Here is a 13496-nt window from a genome sequence, read left to right on the forward strand (position 1 = left end):
GAGTAGTAAACCACTATTCGGCTGCCGTAACCGGGCGGGGAGGCGCTACGGCCTCAGGTAGCCTGTTCTGGATGAACTCCACGCTTGGAACGGCGGCTTCCAGCATCACGCGTTCCGCACTGCCAACGACGGTGGTGTGGGATCCTGCCATGACCGCCTACAACTTCGGGCCCGGCCATCCCATGGCACCCCAGCGCCTGGAACTGACGGCAAGACTGGCCGAATCCCTGGGTCTTTTCAACCACAACCATGTGGCCGTCGAGGCACCCACGGTGGCTACCGACGTCGAACTTTGCTCGGTCCACAGCCCCGACTACGTGGCGGCGGTCCGCCGGGTCAGTGCGGACCCCTACTGGCCTGACGAAGAGCGGGGGCTGGGCACCGAGGACGATCCCGCGTTTGCGGGCATGCACGAAGCCAGTGCCCGGCTGGCCGGGGGGTCATTGCTGGCGGCGGATTCGATCCTGGACGGCAAGGCCATCCGGGCGGTCAACTTCAGCGGTGGCATGCACCATGCTTCGCGCGAGCGCGCGAGCGGTTTTTGCGTGTACAACGATGTTGCCATGGCTATCCAGCGGTTGCTCGACGGCGGTGTGCAGCGGATCGTCTGCATCGACGTTGACGCCCATCATGGCGATGGGACGCAAGGCATCTTCTGGAACGATCCCCGGGTGATGACCATTTCCCTGCACGAATCCGGGCTGACGTTGTTTCCCGGTACGGGTTTCGCCAATGAAACGGGCGGTCCGGACGCTCCCGGCACGGCGGTGAACGTCGCGCTGCCGGCGTTCACGGGCGACGCCGCGTGGCTGCGGGCGTTCCATGCTGTTGTGCCGCAACTCGTCGGGGCTTTCCAGCCCGAGGTGATCGTCAGCCAGCACGGCTGTGACTCCCATCGCCTGGATCCGCTCACGCACCTCAACCTGAGCGTCGATGCCCAGCGTGAGGCCGCCAGCGCCGTCGGGAGCCTCGCAGCCCGCTACTGCGGCAACCGGTGGATTGCCACGGGCGGTGGCGGCTATGACGTCACGGGTGTGGTCCCGCGGGCCTGGAGCCACCTGATCGGGATGGTGACGCAGCGCGCGGTCCCCCTCGTAACCCCAGTGCCCGAAGAGTGGCGCACGTACGTCAAGGAGAAGTACGGAGTGTGGGCTCCTGAGTCCATGGGTGACGATGTGGACATCTGGTGGCGTTCCTGGGAGGTGGGTTACGACCCCGCGGACCAAGTGGACCGGACGGTCATCGCCACGCGCAAGGAGATCTTCCCCTTGTACGGCTTGGATCCCTGGTTCGACTGAGCGCTTGCCAGCAAGCTAAGCGTCCGTCTTCTCCGTTTGGAACACCACCCCCGCCGCTCCGACAAGCCAGCCCAGCAGCGACAACGCGAACGCGCCAATAAGGTCGGTGGATGCCTGTCCCTTGAACAACCACAGCACCAGGACCAGCATCCCCATGGTCATGTAGACCATGATGGCGAAGATCACCCGGCCCGAGAGCCGGGTGGCCACCTGGGCGGGATTGATCAGCGGGCCCTGCTCTCCGGCCGCGGCGTTGTCCCGCTTGACCTCGGAAATGGTGAAACCCAAGGCCGAGGCCGTGAGGGAACTCAGCGAAGTGGCCAGGACGCCGGCCGCGGTGACCAGGGCTCCGTTCAACTCGGGTGCTTGGGCTTCGCCGGTGGGAACCCACGTGCCAACGCGGAGCAGGACGGCGGCCCACACCAGGACGAACAGGGCCAGGAACACTGCGGCGATGATGTTGAACATGTGCCGCCTGAAGAAGTCAGTCATTGCCCTGCACCCCGTGGTGTTGGCGGCCGGGGCCTGGGAGCCCGGATGGACCGTGACAAAAGTTGTAGCACCGGCCCACCCGGCGGTCAACGATCCGCCGCTGCGGCGGACGGAAACGAGGGATGCCATTTGGCGTATATGTCGCTAGGGTGGGTGTCATGGTGACTGACGACGTATTTGCCGTCATTGCTGAGGCAACCAGGCGCGACATCCTGGTTTCCCTCCGCTCTGGGGATAAAGCAGTAGGGGAACTGGTAGAAGAGTTGGCCGCAAGCCAGCCCACCATCTCCAAGCATTTGAAGGTTTTACGCGAAGCTGACCTCGTCAGCATGCGTGCTCAGGGTCAGAAGCGCTTCTATACCCTGAATCCCAAGCCGCTCGCGGGCGTCGCCTCGTGGCTGGAAACGTTCGACGTCGGACCGGCGGCTGCCGCCGTCGTACCTTCCGCGGGGGAGCCCGCCGCGGAAGCCGCCACGGCCACCGTTGCGGAGGATGTTGCGCCGCGCACGGAGACCCTCAGCCAGGCCGTCACAGCGCACGCAACGGACGCGCCTGTGTCTGTAGACCTGCAGACGGACGATACTGTGCCGCAGCAGATCGGACGCACCGTGGGCCGGGCGGCCACCAAGGCCGCGGACCTCCTGGCGAACCTTCCCAACCTGCCGAAGTTCGGGCGCAAACGCTAGACCTAACGTGATACTCCTCACATTGTGAGGTTTTGTTAACCTTCGGTTTCCCGTCTTTCCGAGGCTTTTCTGCCCTTGTGTTAAGTCGCGCCCCGGCGGTCACATCCGGCTCGGATGGAGATCCTACCTTCTGTGATGCAACCATGAGCGGGACTTTGATTGTCTCGCCGCGGGCTCGTGGCAACTGAGGGATAGGAAGACGCATGGACTCAAGGCTCGAAGCCGTCCGGGACACCGTGTTGGCGCGGAACCCTGGAGAGAAGGAATTCCACCAGGCCGTAACCGAGGTTTTCGAAAGCCTGGGCCCGGTCCACGACCGTCATCCGGAGTTCCTCGAAGGCGCCGTCCTGGAACGCCTCTGCGAGCCGGAGCGCCAGATCATCTTCCGCGTCCCGTGGACCGACGACGCCGGACGCGTGCATGTGAACCGCGGCTTCCGTGTGGAGTTCAACTCGGCGCTGGGCCCCTACAAGGGGGGACTGCGTTTCCATCCCTCGGTTTACCTGGGCATCGTGAAGTTCCTCGGCTTCGAGCAGATCTTCAAGAACGCGCTGACGGGCATGCCCATTGGCGGCGGCAAGGGTGGCTCGGACTTCGATCCGCGCGGCCGTTCCGATGCGGAGATCATGCGCTTCTGCCAGTCCTTCATGACCGAGCTCTACCGCCACATTGGTGAATACACGGACGTTCCGGCCGGCGACATTGGAGTGGGCGGACGGGAGATCGGCTACCTGTTCGGCCAGTACAAGCGCATCACCAACCGCTACGAATCCGGCGTGCTGACCGGCAAGGGAATCTCCTGGGGTGGCTCGCTGGTGCGGCCCGAGGCAACCGGCTATGGAACGGTCATCTTCGCCCAGGAGATGCTGAAGACGCGTGGAACGTCCTTCGACGGCCAGCGCGTCGTCGTCTCGGGTTCCGGCAACGTGGCCATCCACGCGATCGCCAAGGCACAGGCGCTTGGCGCCACCGTGGTGGCGTGTTCCGACTCCGCCGGCTACATCGTGGATGAGGCGGGCATCGATGTTGCCCTGCTCAGCCAGGTCAAGGAAGTAGAACGCGCCCGCCTGACCGAATACGCTGCCCGCCGCCCGGGCGCCAGCCACGTCGAGGGCGGTTCGGTGTGGGATGTCAACGGTACCGTTGCGCTGCCTTGCGCCACCCAGAACGAGCTCGACGGCGACGCTGCCGCCAAGTTGGTCAGCAACGGCCTGATCGCCGTTGCCGAGGGGGCCAACATGCCCTCTACCCGGAAAGCCGTGTCCGTGTTCCAGGAGGCGGGCATCCTCTTCGGGCCGGGCAAGGCCGCCAATGCAGGTGGCGTTGCTACCTCTGCCTTGGAAATGCAGCAGAACGCCAGCCGCGACTCGTGGACGTTCGAGCACACTGAGGCCCGGCTTACGGAAATCATGGTGGGTATCCACGACCGCTGCGCCGAGACCGCCGAAGAGTATGGCGCGCCGGGCAACTACGTGGTGGGTGCCAACATCGGTGGCTTCGTGAAGGTAGCCGACGCCATGCTGGCCCAGGGCCTCATCTAGCCTCCTCGCCCAACTGGGTAGCAGTAGAGCGCGTTTTGAAGCTTCAAAACGCGCTCTACTGCTACCTACATGGGTTAGTGCTGCAGCAGGTGGACGTGGTCCGGGTTGAGGTCCGCCACCTTGCTGACTCCGAGCAGTGCCATGGTCCGGGTCATGTCCTTTTCCAGGATCTGGATGGTCCGGTCCACGCCGTCGCGGCCACCGGCCATGAGCCCGTACAGGTAGGCGCGGCCGATCAGGGCGAAGTCTGCGCCGAGGGCGAGGGCGGCAACGATGTCGGCGCCGCTCATGATGCCGGTATCCAGCATCACCGCGGCCTTGCTGTTGTCAGCCTTCAGCGCAGCTGAGACCTCAGGCAGCAGGTGGAACGGGATGGGTGCACGGTCCAGCTGGCGTCCGCCGTGGTTGGACAGGACAATGCCGTCAGCCCCATGGTCGACAACGCGCCGGGCATCCTCGACGGTCTGGATGCCCTTGACCACGAGCTTGCCCTTCCACGTCTCGCGCAGCCAGTCCAGGTCCTCGTAGGTCAAGGTGGGATCGAACATTGAGTTGATCAGGTCTGCCACCGTGCCCGTGTACCTGGACAGCGAGGCGAAGGTCAGGGGCTCGTGGGTCAGGAAGTTGAACCACCAAGCGGGCCGGTACGAGGCATCAAGGACGGTCTTCAGTGTCAACGCCGGGGGAATGGTCATGCCGTTCCGGACGTCGCGCAACCGGGCGCCGGCCACTGCCGTGTCCACGGTGACCATGAGGGTGTCGTTGCCAGCCTTCGCAGCCCGCTCGATCAACTCCAGCGAGCGGTCGCGGTCCGTCCACAGGTAGAGCTGGAACCAGTTGCGGCCATTCGGCGCTGCCGTGGCAACGTCCTCAATGGAGGCGGTACCCATGGTGGAGAGCGTGTAGGGGATGCCGGCGGCCTCGGCGGCCTGCGAGCCTGCGTATTCACCCTCGGACTGCATCATGCGGGTGAAGCCGGTGGGTGCGATGCCGAACGGAAGCTTGGATTCCTGGCCGAGGATATCCGTGCGGAGATCGATCTTCGAGACGTCGCGCAGGATGCCGGGACGGAATTCGATGTCCTGGAACGCCTGGCGGGCACGGCGCAGGGTGATTTCGGCTTCCGCGGCGCCGTCGGTGTAGTCGAAGGGCGCTTGCGGGGTGCGCCGCTTGGCGATGTCCCGCAGGTCCCAGATGGTGCTGGCCCGCTTGAGCCGCGCGGTTTTGCTGAACTCGGGCTTCTTGAACTGCATGAGCGGCGCCAGGTCGGAGACCTTGGGCACGCGCCGCTTCAGTGCTGCGGGGAGTATGACGGCGGGCCGCGGCTGAGGCGGGCGGCTCACGTTTTGGTCGCTGCCGGCATCGGCGGGCGCGGCAGTGAGCTTGGGATCGAGGGTGTCGGTCATGCGGTTCTCCCTTGAAGTGTGTGGTCTAACCACACTGTAAGGCATGTGGTTGGACCACATCAACTAGTATTCCGGTATGCGAACGCACGAACTTGTCCTGGGGTGGATCGAACAGCAGTTGTCCAGCGGCGAACTGGTCCTGGGGGGACGCCTGCCCGGTGAACGGACCATGGCCGAACAATTGCAGGTCTCCCGCACTTCGGTGCGCGAGGCCGTCCGGATCCTGGAAGCCATGGGCGTTGTCCGTGCTGGGGTAGGTTCCGGTAAGGATGCGGGGACCATCGTCATCGCCGAGCCGGGATCCGCCTTGGGGTCGACGCTCCGCCTCCATGTGGCAACGCGGCACCTGCCCGTGGCGGACATTGTGGAGACCCGCGTGCTCCTTGAGTCCTGGGCGGCGGCGCGCGCACAGCCAGGCGTGCCCGAGCTCTACGAAGCTGCGGAGCTGCTGGACCAAATGGACGCTGCCCCGGACGTTGACACGTTCCTGGGCCTCGACGCCCGCTTCCATGTCGCCTTGGCGCAAGCTGCGGGCAACGCCGTGGTGAGCGCCATGATGGCCTCGCTCCGTGGGGCGATCGAGAATTACGCCAGCGAACTCACCGGAAACCTGCCCGACTGGAACGCCACGTCGGGGCGGCTTCGGGCCGAACACCGCGCCATCCTTGCCGCCGTCAACGCGAACGACGGCGGCAAGGCGGCAGATCTCGTGGCGGCGCACATCCGTGGCTTCTACACGGAGGCCGGAGTGGGCTCGGCTTCCACCCAGGATTAAAAGCAACGCGGAGTCGCTTACGGCCCATGTTGGCCCCCGGAAGGGGCCGTGAGTGACTCCGCGTTGCGTTCCTAGGCGGGCTTGAAGGCTGGGGCAGCGGTGCTCTTGCGGATCTCCATGCGGGGAGCGAACTCGTCCTGCTGATGGACGGGTGGTTCGTCCGCCTGCTGGATCTGTTCCCGCATCCTGCGCCACGCCAGGCTGCCGAGCTCATTGATGGGCACGGCGGCGGTGGTGAGCGGGGGAGTGGTGTATTTGGCGAACGGAATATCGTCGAAACCGGTCACGGAGATGTCTTCCGGAACCTTGATGCCGCGCTCGTGCAGGCCGCTCAAGAGGCCCATGGCAACGAGGTCGTTGAAGGCCAGGATGCCCGTTGCTCCGCTGGCAATGATGGCCTCGGTGGAGTCGTGGCCCGAGTCGAAGTTGGAGCCGCCGTGCAGCATCTGGAGTTCGATGTCCGGGTGCTCCTTGCGGAATTCCGCCAAGCCGACCAGGCGCTGGCGGTTTGAGGCGCTGTGTTCCGGGCCGGAGAGGTAAACGAGCCGCTGGTGGCCCAGGGAAACCAAGTGCCGGGCGAGTTCCTGGATGCCCTGCCCGTAATCGACGCTGAGGCTCGGTGTGTTGGTGGTGATGGTGGTCCGGTTGATCAGGACCAGCGGGTGCAGGGTGGGGGCCAGTTCCTCCAGCTCTGCATCGGGCATGCGGGGTGCACAGAGCACCACGCCGTCGCAGCGTCGCCGCGCTTCACCTGCCAGGATGGCTTCCTCGCTGGTCACTTCGGAGGAATCCGCGATCAGTACGCGGTAGCCGTCCTGGGCGGCAGCAATGCTCAGGCCGCGGAGGATGGCCTGGAACGTGGGGTTGGCCAGGTCCGGGACCACGATCCCAATGGTGTCCGTCTTGCCCAAGGCCAAACTCCGGCCCACGGGGTTGGGCTGGTACTTCAGTTCAGCTGCGGCGGCACGTACGCGTGCGGCAATGCCGGGGTCCACTGCCGCGTTGCCGTTCATGACGCGCGACACTGTGGCGTGGGAAACGCCTGCCTTCTCCGCGACGTCGGCAATGCCAACGCGCCTGTTGGTATTCCTGCGTGCCATCTTGCCCCTTCCGATTGGCTTGCCCCGTGCTGCCCCGTCGTTGGGGCGATGGTTGACGCGACCGCCAGAGTCTTGATACAAAGCTTATAACGCTCTGAGAAAACGCTTTCTCATGATTCTTCCCAGAACAAGCCGGGCCGTCAAGCGGTTCACTCCTGCCTTTGGAAAGGGGCATTCTCCATGGTCAACGTCGACACCGCCGAGACCCATCCAGCCACCACCCCGTCCACATCGGGCACCGCCGGCCACCGCACAAGAATCGCCCTCATTGGCACTGGCGGCCGCTCCGAGATGTACATCCGCGCCATCTTCGGCCAGCACGCCGATGTTGCCGAGCTCGTGGCCCTGTCCGACGTCAACCCTGGCCGTGTGGAGTTCTACCAGGAGCTCATCAAGGAACTCGGCGGATCCGGACCGGTCGGGTCCTTCGAACCGGGCGAGCTCACCAGTTTCATCCAGGCACATGGCATCGAACGCGTCATCGTGACCACCCCGGACTACACGCATGCCGACTACATCGTCGAAGCGCTTGAGGCGGGCGCCGACGTCGTGGTTGAAAAGCCGCTGACCATCGATGTGGAGGGCTGCCGCCGAATCACCACTGCCGTGGCAGAAACGGGCCGCAACGTGGTGGTCACGTTCAACTACCGCTACTCGCCGCGCAACTCCGCCCTCAAGGAAGTCATCCAGAACGGCGTCATCGGCAAGGTGACCTCGATCGACTTCAGCTGGGTCCTGGACACCGTCCACGGAGCCGACTACTTCCGCCGCTGGCACCGCGACAAGAAGAACTCCGGCGGCCTGCTGATCCATAAGGCTTCCCACCATTTCGACCTCGTCAACTGGTGGATCAATGACGTTCCCGAGCGCGTCTTCGCTTCCGGCGGATTGCGCTTCTACGGTGACAAGAACGCCAGCGACCGCGGCCTGGGCGTCCGTCCGGAGCGCGGTACCGTGGACGGCCTCGAGCGCGATCCGTTCCGCTTGGACCTGCGCGACGACGAGCGGCTCAAGGCCCTGTACTACGACAACGAGAAGTTCGATGGCTACCGCCGTGACCAGGACGTCTTCACCGATGGGATCACCATCGAGGACAACTTGGCCCTCGTGGTGGACTACCAGGGCGGACCCACTCTGAGCTACTCCTTGAACGCGCACAGCCCGTGGGAGGGTTACCGCGTCACCGTCAACGGCACGGAAGGCCGAGCAGAACTCGAGGTGGTGGAACGTGCCGCCGTCGAGTTCAGCACGGACAAGAAGACCGTCGTGGACCCGAGTGCCACACCCATTGAGGAAGAGGACGCCGTCCGCCGCAACGGTGAGCGCCTGATCGTCCAGCGCCACTGGGAGGCAGCCTACGAGGTGCCGATCATCAATGGCGAAGGTGGCCATGGCGGTGGCGACAACCTGCTGCTTTCGGACCTCTTCAACGGCCCCGGAGTTGACCCGCTGGGACGTCCGTCCGGCTACATCGACGGGCTCCGGTCCGTCTCGGTGGGCATCGCCGGAAACCAGTCCCTCGACACCAACCTGCCTGTCCACATCAGCGAACTTGGCCTCGGCGCCGACCTCAGCCGCGACCAGGCCTGACCCCCAAGAGACGCAAGGAACTTCAGATGAGCAGGATTTTCGTCACCGGCGGCTCGGGCCGGCTCGGCCGCAGCGTGGTGGCCGGACTCGCAGGGGCGGGCCACGACGTGGTTTCCGTGGACCGCGACGCCATCCCCGCCGGGCAGTTGCCGGCAGGCGCCACGCAACTAACCGCAGACCTCCTGGCGCCCGGTGAGGCGGAGCGCCTCATCAGGGAAACACAACCCGACGCCGTCATTCACCTCGCTGCTATTGCGGTACCTTTCAGCGCACCCGAGGACGTCATTTTCAGCACGAACACCCGGCTCGCCTACGCGGTGGTGAGTGCCGCCACCGACGCAGGCGTTCCGAAGATCGTCACGGCAAGCAGCCCCACTGCCCTCGGTTACGGTTCGCCGGCAGGCTGGCTGCCGCCGTCGTTCCCTTTGAACGAAAAGACCCCACCCAAGCCGTGGAACGCCTATGCGTTGTCCAAGCTGATCGCCGAGCAGACGGTCCAAATGTTCGCTGCAGCGCAAGGGGAAAAGATCCGGTACGCGGCCTTCCGCCCCTGCTACGTCATCTCACCCGAGGAATGGGAGGGAGCGTTGACGCAGCAGGGCCATACGGTCAGGGAGCGGTTGGATGATCCCGCCTTGTCCGCCCCCGCCCTGTTCAACTACGTGGATGCGCGGGACGTCGCGGATTTCCTGGACGTGCTCTTGGCCAAGATGGACACCATCCCCAACGGGCAGGTCTTCTTTGTTGGTGCCAAGGATGCCCTGGCCACGGCCCCGCTGGCCGGGCTTTTCCCGCGGTTCCTGCCCGGCAGCGGTCCACTGACGGAGCACCTCACCGGTACCAGTCCCGCCTTCTCGGTGGATAAGGCCCGCGAGCTCCTCGGCTGGGAGCCGCGGCGCAGCTGGCGAACCGAACTCACCCCTGCCTACGAAGGCGCAGATACAGCACTACTCAATGACGAGAACCACCGCGGCCTGGTGCCTGCGGGAGCAACCAGCAAGGAGACAGCATGAAATTCGACGGCGTCCTTTTCTTCCCCGTCACGCCCTTCACCGAGGACGGAGCAGTGGATGTGGCCCTCCTGAAGGAACACATCGCCTCGCGCCTTCCGTTCGGTCCCGGCGGCGTGTTCCCGGCCTGCGGTACAGGTGAATTCCACGCCCTGTCCCTCGACGAAATCCGCACCGTGGTGACGGCCGCCGTCGAGGTTGTAGCCGGAGCTGTTCCGGTGGTGGCAGGTGCCGGTGGGCCGCTGGGCCACGCGATTGCCGCCGCCAAGGCAGCCGAAGAAGCCGGCGCCGACGCGCTGCTGGTTCTTCCCCCGTACCTGGTCACGGGTCCCACGGACGGTGTGGTTGCCTACGTCGAGGCCGTGGCGGACGCCAGCAGCCTCCCCGTCATTGTCTACCACCGTGGAACGGCAAAGTTCACCGCCGCCGCGATGACCCGTTTGACGGCGAACCCCAAGGTGGTGGGCTTCAAGGACGGGATTGGCGATGTTGGCCTCGCGCAGGAAATCGTCTCCGCCATCAACGCCAGCGGCCGTGAAGACTTCGCGCTGTTCAATGGCCTCCTGACGGCCGAACTCACGCAGGGCGCCTACCGCGGGCTCGGTATTCCGTTGTACTCCTCGGCAGCCTTCGCCATGGCCCCGGAGATCGCCAAGGCCTACTACGACGCCTACGTCTCCGGCGACGAAGAGCGCCGAAACGCGTTGCTGGAAGGCTTCTACGGACCGCTCGTCCGGCTTCGTGACCAGACACCGGGCTTCGGCGTCTCCCTGATCAAGGCAGGCCTGCGTTTGGCCGGCCTGCCCGTTGGTTCGGTCCGTCCGCCACTGGTGGATCCCACCGAGGAGCAGCTGTTGGAGCTCAAGGCAATCCTCGCCAAGGGCCACGAGCTGGCCGGCAACTGATGCCGGCCCGCATTACCGGGCTCTCCACCCGCCTGATCACTGTTCCGCTGCTGCGCAGCTGGGGCGTGGAGGCACCGGAGAACCACGTGATTGTCACCGAAGTGGCAACGGACGACGGCGGAACGGGCCACGGTTTCTCGTGGACGCCTACCATCGGCCCCCAGGCAGTGAAGGCCCTCCTGGACCACGACATCGCACCATTCATCGTTGGACTCGAAGCCAACGCGGAGATCGTGTGGGACGCGTTGTGGAAGCGGCTGCACGAAGCGGGCGGTGGAGGGCTCACCACCATTGCCATGGCCGGCGTGGACCTCGCGCTCTGGGACCTCGCAGCGCGGAATGCCGGCCAGTCCGTCACCGGACTCCTGGGGCAGCGGCAGGAATCCGTGGAAGTCTACGGTTCCGGCGTCAACCTGCACTACTCCCTGGACGAACTCGTGGAACAGGCCAAGCGCTGGGTGGCCGCTGGACACAACGCCGTCAAGATCAAGGTGGGCAAACCGGAGCTGCGCGAGGACGCCGAACGGGTGGCCGCTGTCCGGGAGGTCCTCGGACCGGACCGCTTGCTGATGATCGACGCCAACCAGCGCTGGGACCTGGCACATACCTTCCGTGCGTTGGATGTCCTGGCCGGCTATGGCCTGGAATGGCTGGAAGAACCGATCCGTGCGGACGATCTGTGGGCCTACCGGAGGTTGCGCAAGCACTCGCCGGTGCCCATTGCATTGGGGGAGAACGTCCACACCATCTACCGGTTCCGCGACTTCATCGAAGCGGAAGCGGTGGACATCATCCAGCCCAACATTGTTCGGGTTGGCGGTATCACCCCGTTCAGGCGGATCGTCGAGTTGGCGCGGGCCAACAGCATCCGGGTTGCCCCGCACCTGCTGCCCGAACTGTCCGGTCAGCTGGCCCTGACCCTGGCCGAGGCCGTCAGCGTGGAAGACGTGGAGGACGCCTCCTTCCAACAGTTGGGCATCCTCGACGGCCCGTCCCCTATCAGCATCCGCAACAGCAGGCTCAGTTCCGCAGGCCGGCCCGGACTCGGATTCGATTTCTCCCCACAGGCCTCCGCTACCGACGCTATCGAGAGCAAAGGAAACCACATTGAGTACAGCAACTCTTGACCTGACAGCAGTGACGGCCGCAGCGGCTGCCGCGGCGAAGGTGACCGCAGCAGCGTCCGACGCCGAGCGCGCGAAGTGGCTGACCGCCGTCGCCGACGCGTTGGACGCCAACGTGACGGAGCTCGTGGCCATCGCCGACTCCGAGACCAGCCTTGGTACGGTCAGGCTCACCGGAGAAGTGGCCCGGACCAGCGGCCAGCTGCGGTTGTTCGCGCAAGTCATCACCGAGGGTTCGTACCTCGAAGCCGTGATCGACCACGCCGACCCCGGATCAACTCCGCCCAAGCCCGACCTGCGCCGCATCCTCAGGCCGGTTGGCCCGGTAGCTGTGTTCTCGGCGTCGAACTTTCCGTTCGCGTTCTCCGTGGCCGGCGGCGATACTGCGTCTGCGCTCGCTGTTGGCTGCCCGGTGATCGTCAAGGCCCATTCAGGCCACCTGCGGCTGTCTGAGCGCACGGCGGAGATCGTCACGGAAGCCCTGGCCAACGCCGGCGCGCCCGAGGGCATCTTCGCGTTGGTGAGTGGCCGCGAAGCCGGAACCGCGTTGGTCCAGGATCCTGCCATCAAGGCTGTTGGTTTCACCGGTTCCATTCCGGGTGGCCGCGCCCTGTTCGATCTTGCGGTTTCACGTCCGGAGCCCATTCCGTTCTACGGCGAGCTGGGCAGCCTGAACCCGGTGGTCATCACGGCGGCTGCCCTTGTGGAACGGGGAGAGGAACTCGCCGCTGGCCTGGCAGCCTCGTTCACCATGGGCGCGGGCCAGTTCTGCACCAAGCCCGGCCTCATCTTCATCCCCGCAGGGACGGACTTTGCAGCGCACGTGGCTGAAGCCAGCAAGGACAAGCCAGCAGCGGCCATGCTCACTGAACGCATCGCCGAGGCGTACCCGTACGGCCTGCGCAGCGTCGCAGAGCAGCCTGGGGTGACGTTGGTCAGCGGCACCGCAGACCAGGACGCCTTGGCCGATGGCGCTGCACCGGTGGTCTTCTCCACCACGGCAGCCAACGTCCTGGCACGGCCCGGGGAACTTCTGGAGGAATGCTTCGGGCCCACCACGCTTTTGATCGAGTACGCCAATCAGGATGAGTTGTCCGAGGCCCTGGCCAAGGTTCCCGGCAGCCTCACGGCAACCCTCCACGCCCAGCCTGGCGAGGACATCGATGCGCTCGTGGAACAGCTCAGCGGGCTGGCCGGGCGCGTCCTGTTCGCCGGCTGGCCCACGGGCGTGGCAGTGAACTGGGCCCAGCAACACGGAGGTCCCTACCCGGCCACCACGTCCCTGTTCACGTCCGTGGGGGCAACGGCGGTCCGCAGGTTCCAGCGTCCGGTGGCGTACCAGGACGCGCCGGAGAGCATCCTGCACCCGGCCCTGCACGAGTCCAACCCGTTGGGCATCCCGCGCCGCGTGGACGGCGCACTGAACCTCAGCTAGCGCACCCAACTGGGTCGCAGTTAAGCGCGTTTTGAGCGGGGCGGAGTCAAGGGGTGGGAGCAACGCTGGGGGGTTAGGCCGCTTGTAGCAGCTGGTTAAGCCGGTTGGCTGGGGTTTCGAGGTTGAGGGTGGGT

Annotated in this window: 12 protein-coding genes; 9 read left to right on the plus strand and 3 right to left on the minus strand. The window is 65.4% G+C overall.

Translation table 11 applies throughout. The annotated features are described in order from the left end of the window. Window positions 1-71 precede the first annotated feature (71 nt). Window positions 72-1298, plus strand: a complete 1227-nt coding sequence (locus ACIPY3_RS21895) for an acetoin utilization protein AcuC (RefSeq protein ID WP_400337408.1) — start codon at window positions 72-74, stop codon at window positions 1296-1298. 15 nt (window positions 1299-1313) lie between these two features. On the opposite strand, the gene ACIPY3_RS21900 is transcribed toward ACIPY3_RS21895, so the two are convergent. Beyond that, the gene (locus tag ACIPY3_RS21900; protein ID WP_400337410.1) at window positions 1314-1790 is read right to left on the minus strand and encodes a hypothetical protein; all 477 of its coding nucleotides are present in this window, start codon (window positions 1788-1790) and stop codon (window positions 1314-1316) included. Window positions 1791-1948: 158 nt separating this feature from the next. Between ACIPY3_RS21900 and ACIPY3_RS21905 the strand changes: the two genes are divergently transcribed. Together ACIPY3_RS21905 and gdhA are read left to right on the plus strand one after the other, a co-directional pair. Continuing rightward, window positions 1949-2476, plus strand: coding sequence for an ArsR/SmtB family transcription factor (locus tag ACIPY3_RS21905; protein WP_400337412.1), 528 nt, complete (start codon window positions 1949-1951; stop codon window positions 2474-2476). A 203-nt stretch (window positions 2477-2679) separates the two neighbouring features. Beyond that, entirely contained in the window at window positions 2680-4017 is a 1338-nt protein-coding gene (gene gdhA / locus ACIPY3_RS21910) for an NADP-specific glutamate dehydrogenase (RefSeq protein WP_400337414.1), read from the plus strand. A 74-nt stretch (window positions 4018-4091) separates the two neighbouring features. On the opposite strand, the gene ACIPY3_RS21915 is transcribed toward gdhA, so the two are convergent. Continuing rightward, entirely contained in the window at window positions 4092-5423 is a 1332-nt protein-coding gene (locus ACIPY3_RS21915; protein WP_400337416.1) for an alpha-hydroxy-acid oxidizing protein, read from the minus strand. Window positions 5424-5499: 76 nt separating this feature from the next. Here ACIPY3_RS21915 and ACIPY3_RS21920 point away from each other — a divergent pair, with 76 nt between their 5' ends. Next, a complete protein-coding gene (locus ACIPY3_RS21920; RefSeq protein WP_400337418.1) occupies window positions 5500-6198 on the plus strand; it encodes a FadR/GntR family transcriptional regulator in 699 nt (232 codons plus the stop codon). A 71-nt stretch (window positions 6199-6269) separates the two neighbouring features. Here the strand turns inward: ACIPY3_RS21920 and ACIPY3_RS21925 are convergent, their stop codons facing one another. Next, window positions 6270-7298 carry a LacI family DNA-binding transcriptional regulator gene (locus ACIPY3_RS21925; protein ID WP_400337420.1) on the minus strand — a complete coding sequence of 343 codons (1029 nt, stop codon included), beginning with the start codon at window positions 7296-7298 and terminating at the stop codon, window positions 6270-6272. A 180-nt stretch (window positions 7299-7478) separates the two neighbouring features. Between ACIPY3_RS21925 and ACIPY3_RS21930 the strand changes: the two genes are divergently transcribed. From ACIPY3_RS21930 to ACIPY3_RS21950, 5 genes are read left to right on the plus strand one after another with little or no spacing between them, the layout of a single operon-like run. Next, window positions 7479-8888, plus strand: coding sequence for a Gfo/Idh/MocA family protein (locus ACIPY3_RS21930; protein WP_400337422.1), 1410 nt, complete (start codon window positions 7479-7481; stop codon window positions 8886-8888). 26 nt (window positions 8889-8914) lie between these two features. After that, complete coding sequence (locus ACIPY3_RS21935; protein WP_400337424.1) at window positions 8915-9901, plus strand: NAD-dependent epimerase/dehydratase family protein; 987 nt, start codon at window positions 8915-8917, stop codon at window positions 9899-9901. Further along, entirely contained in the window at window positions 9898-10803 is a 906-nt protein-coding gene (locus ACIPY3_RS21940) for a 5-dehydro-4-deoxyglucarate dehydratase (RefSeq protein WP_400337426.1), read from the plus strand. The genes ACIPY3_RS21935 and ACIPY3_RS21940 overlap by 4 nt, the downstream gene beginning before the upstream one ends. Continuing rightward, window positions 10803-11930 (plus strand): mandelate racemase/muconate lactonizing enzyme family protein, encoded by a 1128-nt coding sequence (locus tag ACIPY3_RS21945; protein WP_400337427.1) that lies wholly within the window; start codon window positions 10803-10805, stop codon window positions 11928-11930. The genes ACIPY3_RS21940 and ACIPY3_RS21945 overlap by 1 nt, the downstream gene beginning before the upstream one ends. Continuing rightward, window positions 11911-13362: an aldehyde dehydrogenase (NADP(+)) gene (locus ACIPY3_RS21950; RefSeq protein ID WP_400337428.1), complete on the plus strand. Its 1452-nt coding sequence runs from the start codon at window positions 11911-11913 to the stop codon at window positions 13360-13362. Before ACIPY3_RS21945 ends, ACIPY3_RS21950 begins: the two co-directional genes overlap by 20 nt. Window positions 13363-13496 lie beyond the last annotated feature (134 nt).

The organism is Paenarthrobacter sp. NPDC089714 (assembly GCF_044748905.1).
Lineage (GTDB): Bacteria > Actinomycetota > Actinomycetes > Actinomycetales > Micrococcaceae > Arthrobacter.

Coding starts and splice junctions, on each gene's coding strand:
- ACIPY3_RS21895 (WP_400337408.1), top strand. CDS start 72: ATGAACTCCACGCTTGGAACGGCGGCTTCCAGCATCACGCGTTCCGCA.
- ACIPY3_RS21900 (WP_400337410.1), bottom strand. CDS start 1,790: ATGACTGACTTCTTCAGGCGGCACATGTTCAACATCATCGCCGCAGTG.
- ACIPY3_RS21905 (WP_400337412.1), top strand. CDS start 1,949: ATGGTGACTGACGACGTATTTGCCGTCATTGCTGAGGCAACCAGGCGC.
- gdhA (WP_400337414.1), top strand. CDS start 2,680: ATGGACTCAAGGCTCGAAGCCGTCCGGGACACCGTGTTGGCGCGGAAC.
- ACIPY3_RS21915 (WP_400337416.1), bottom strand. CDS start 5,423: ATGACCGACACCCTCGATCCCAAGCTCACTGCCGCGCCCGCCGATGCC.
- ACIPY3_RS21920 (WP_400337418.1), top strand. CDS start 5,500: ATGCGAACGCACGAACTTGTCCTGGGGTGGATCGAACAGCAGTTGTCC.
- ACIPY3_RS21925 (WP_400337420.1), bottom strand. CDS start 7,298: ATGGCACGCAGGAATACCAACAGGCGCGTTGGCATTGCCGACGTCGCG.
- ACIPY3_RS21930 (WP_400337422.1), top strand. CDS start 7,479: ATGGTCAACGTCGACACCGCCGAGACCCATCCAGCCACCACCCCGTCC.
- ACIPY3_RS21935 (WP_400337424.1), top strand. CDS start 8,915: ATGAGCAGGATTTTCGTCACCGGCGGCTCGGGCCGGCTCGGCCGCAGC.
- ACIPY3_RS21940 (WP_400337426.1), top strand. CDS start 9,898: ATGAAATTCGACGGCGTCCTTTTCTTCCCCGTCACGCCCTTCACCGAG.
- ACIPY3_RS21945 (WP_400337427.1), top strand. CDS start 10,803: ATGCCGGCCCGCATTACCGGGCTCTCCACCCGCCTGATCACTGTTCCG.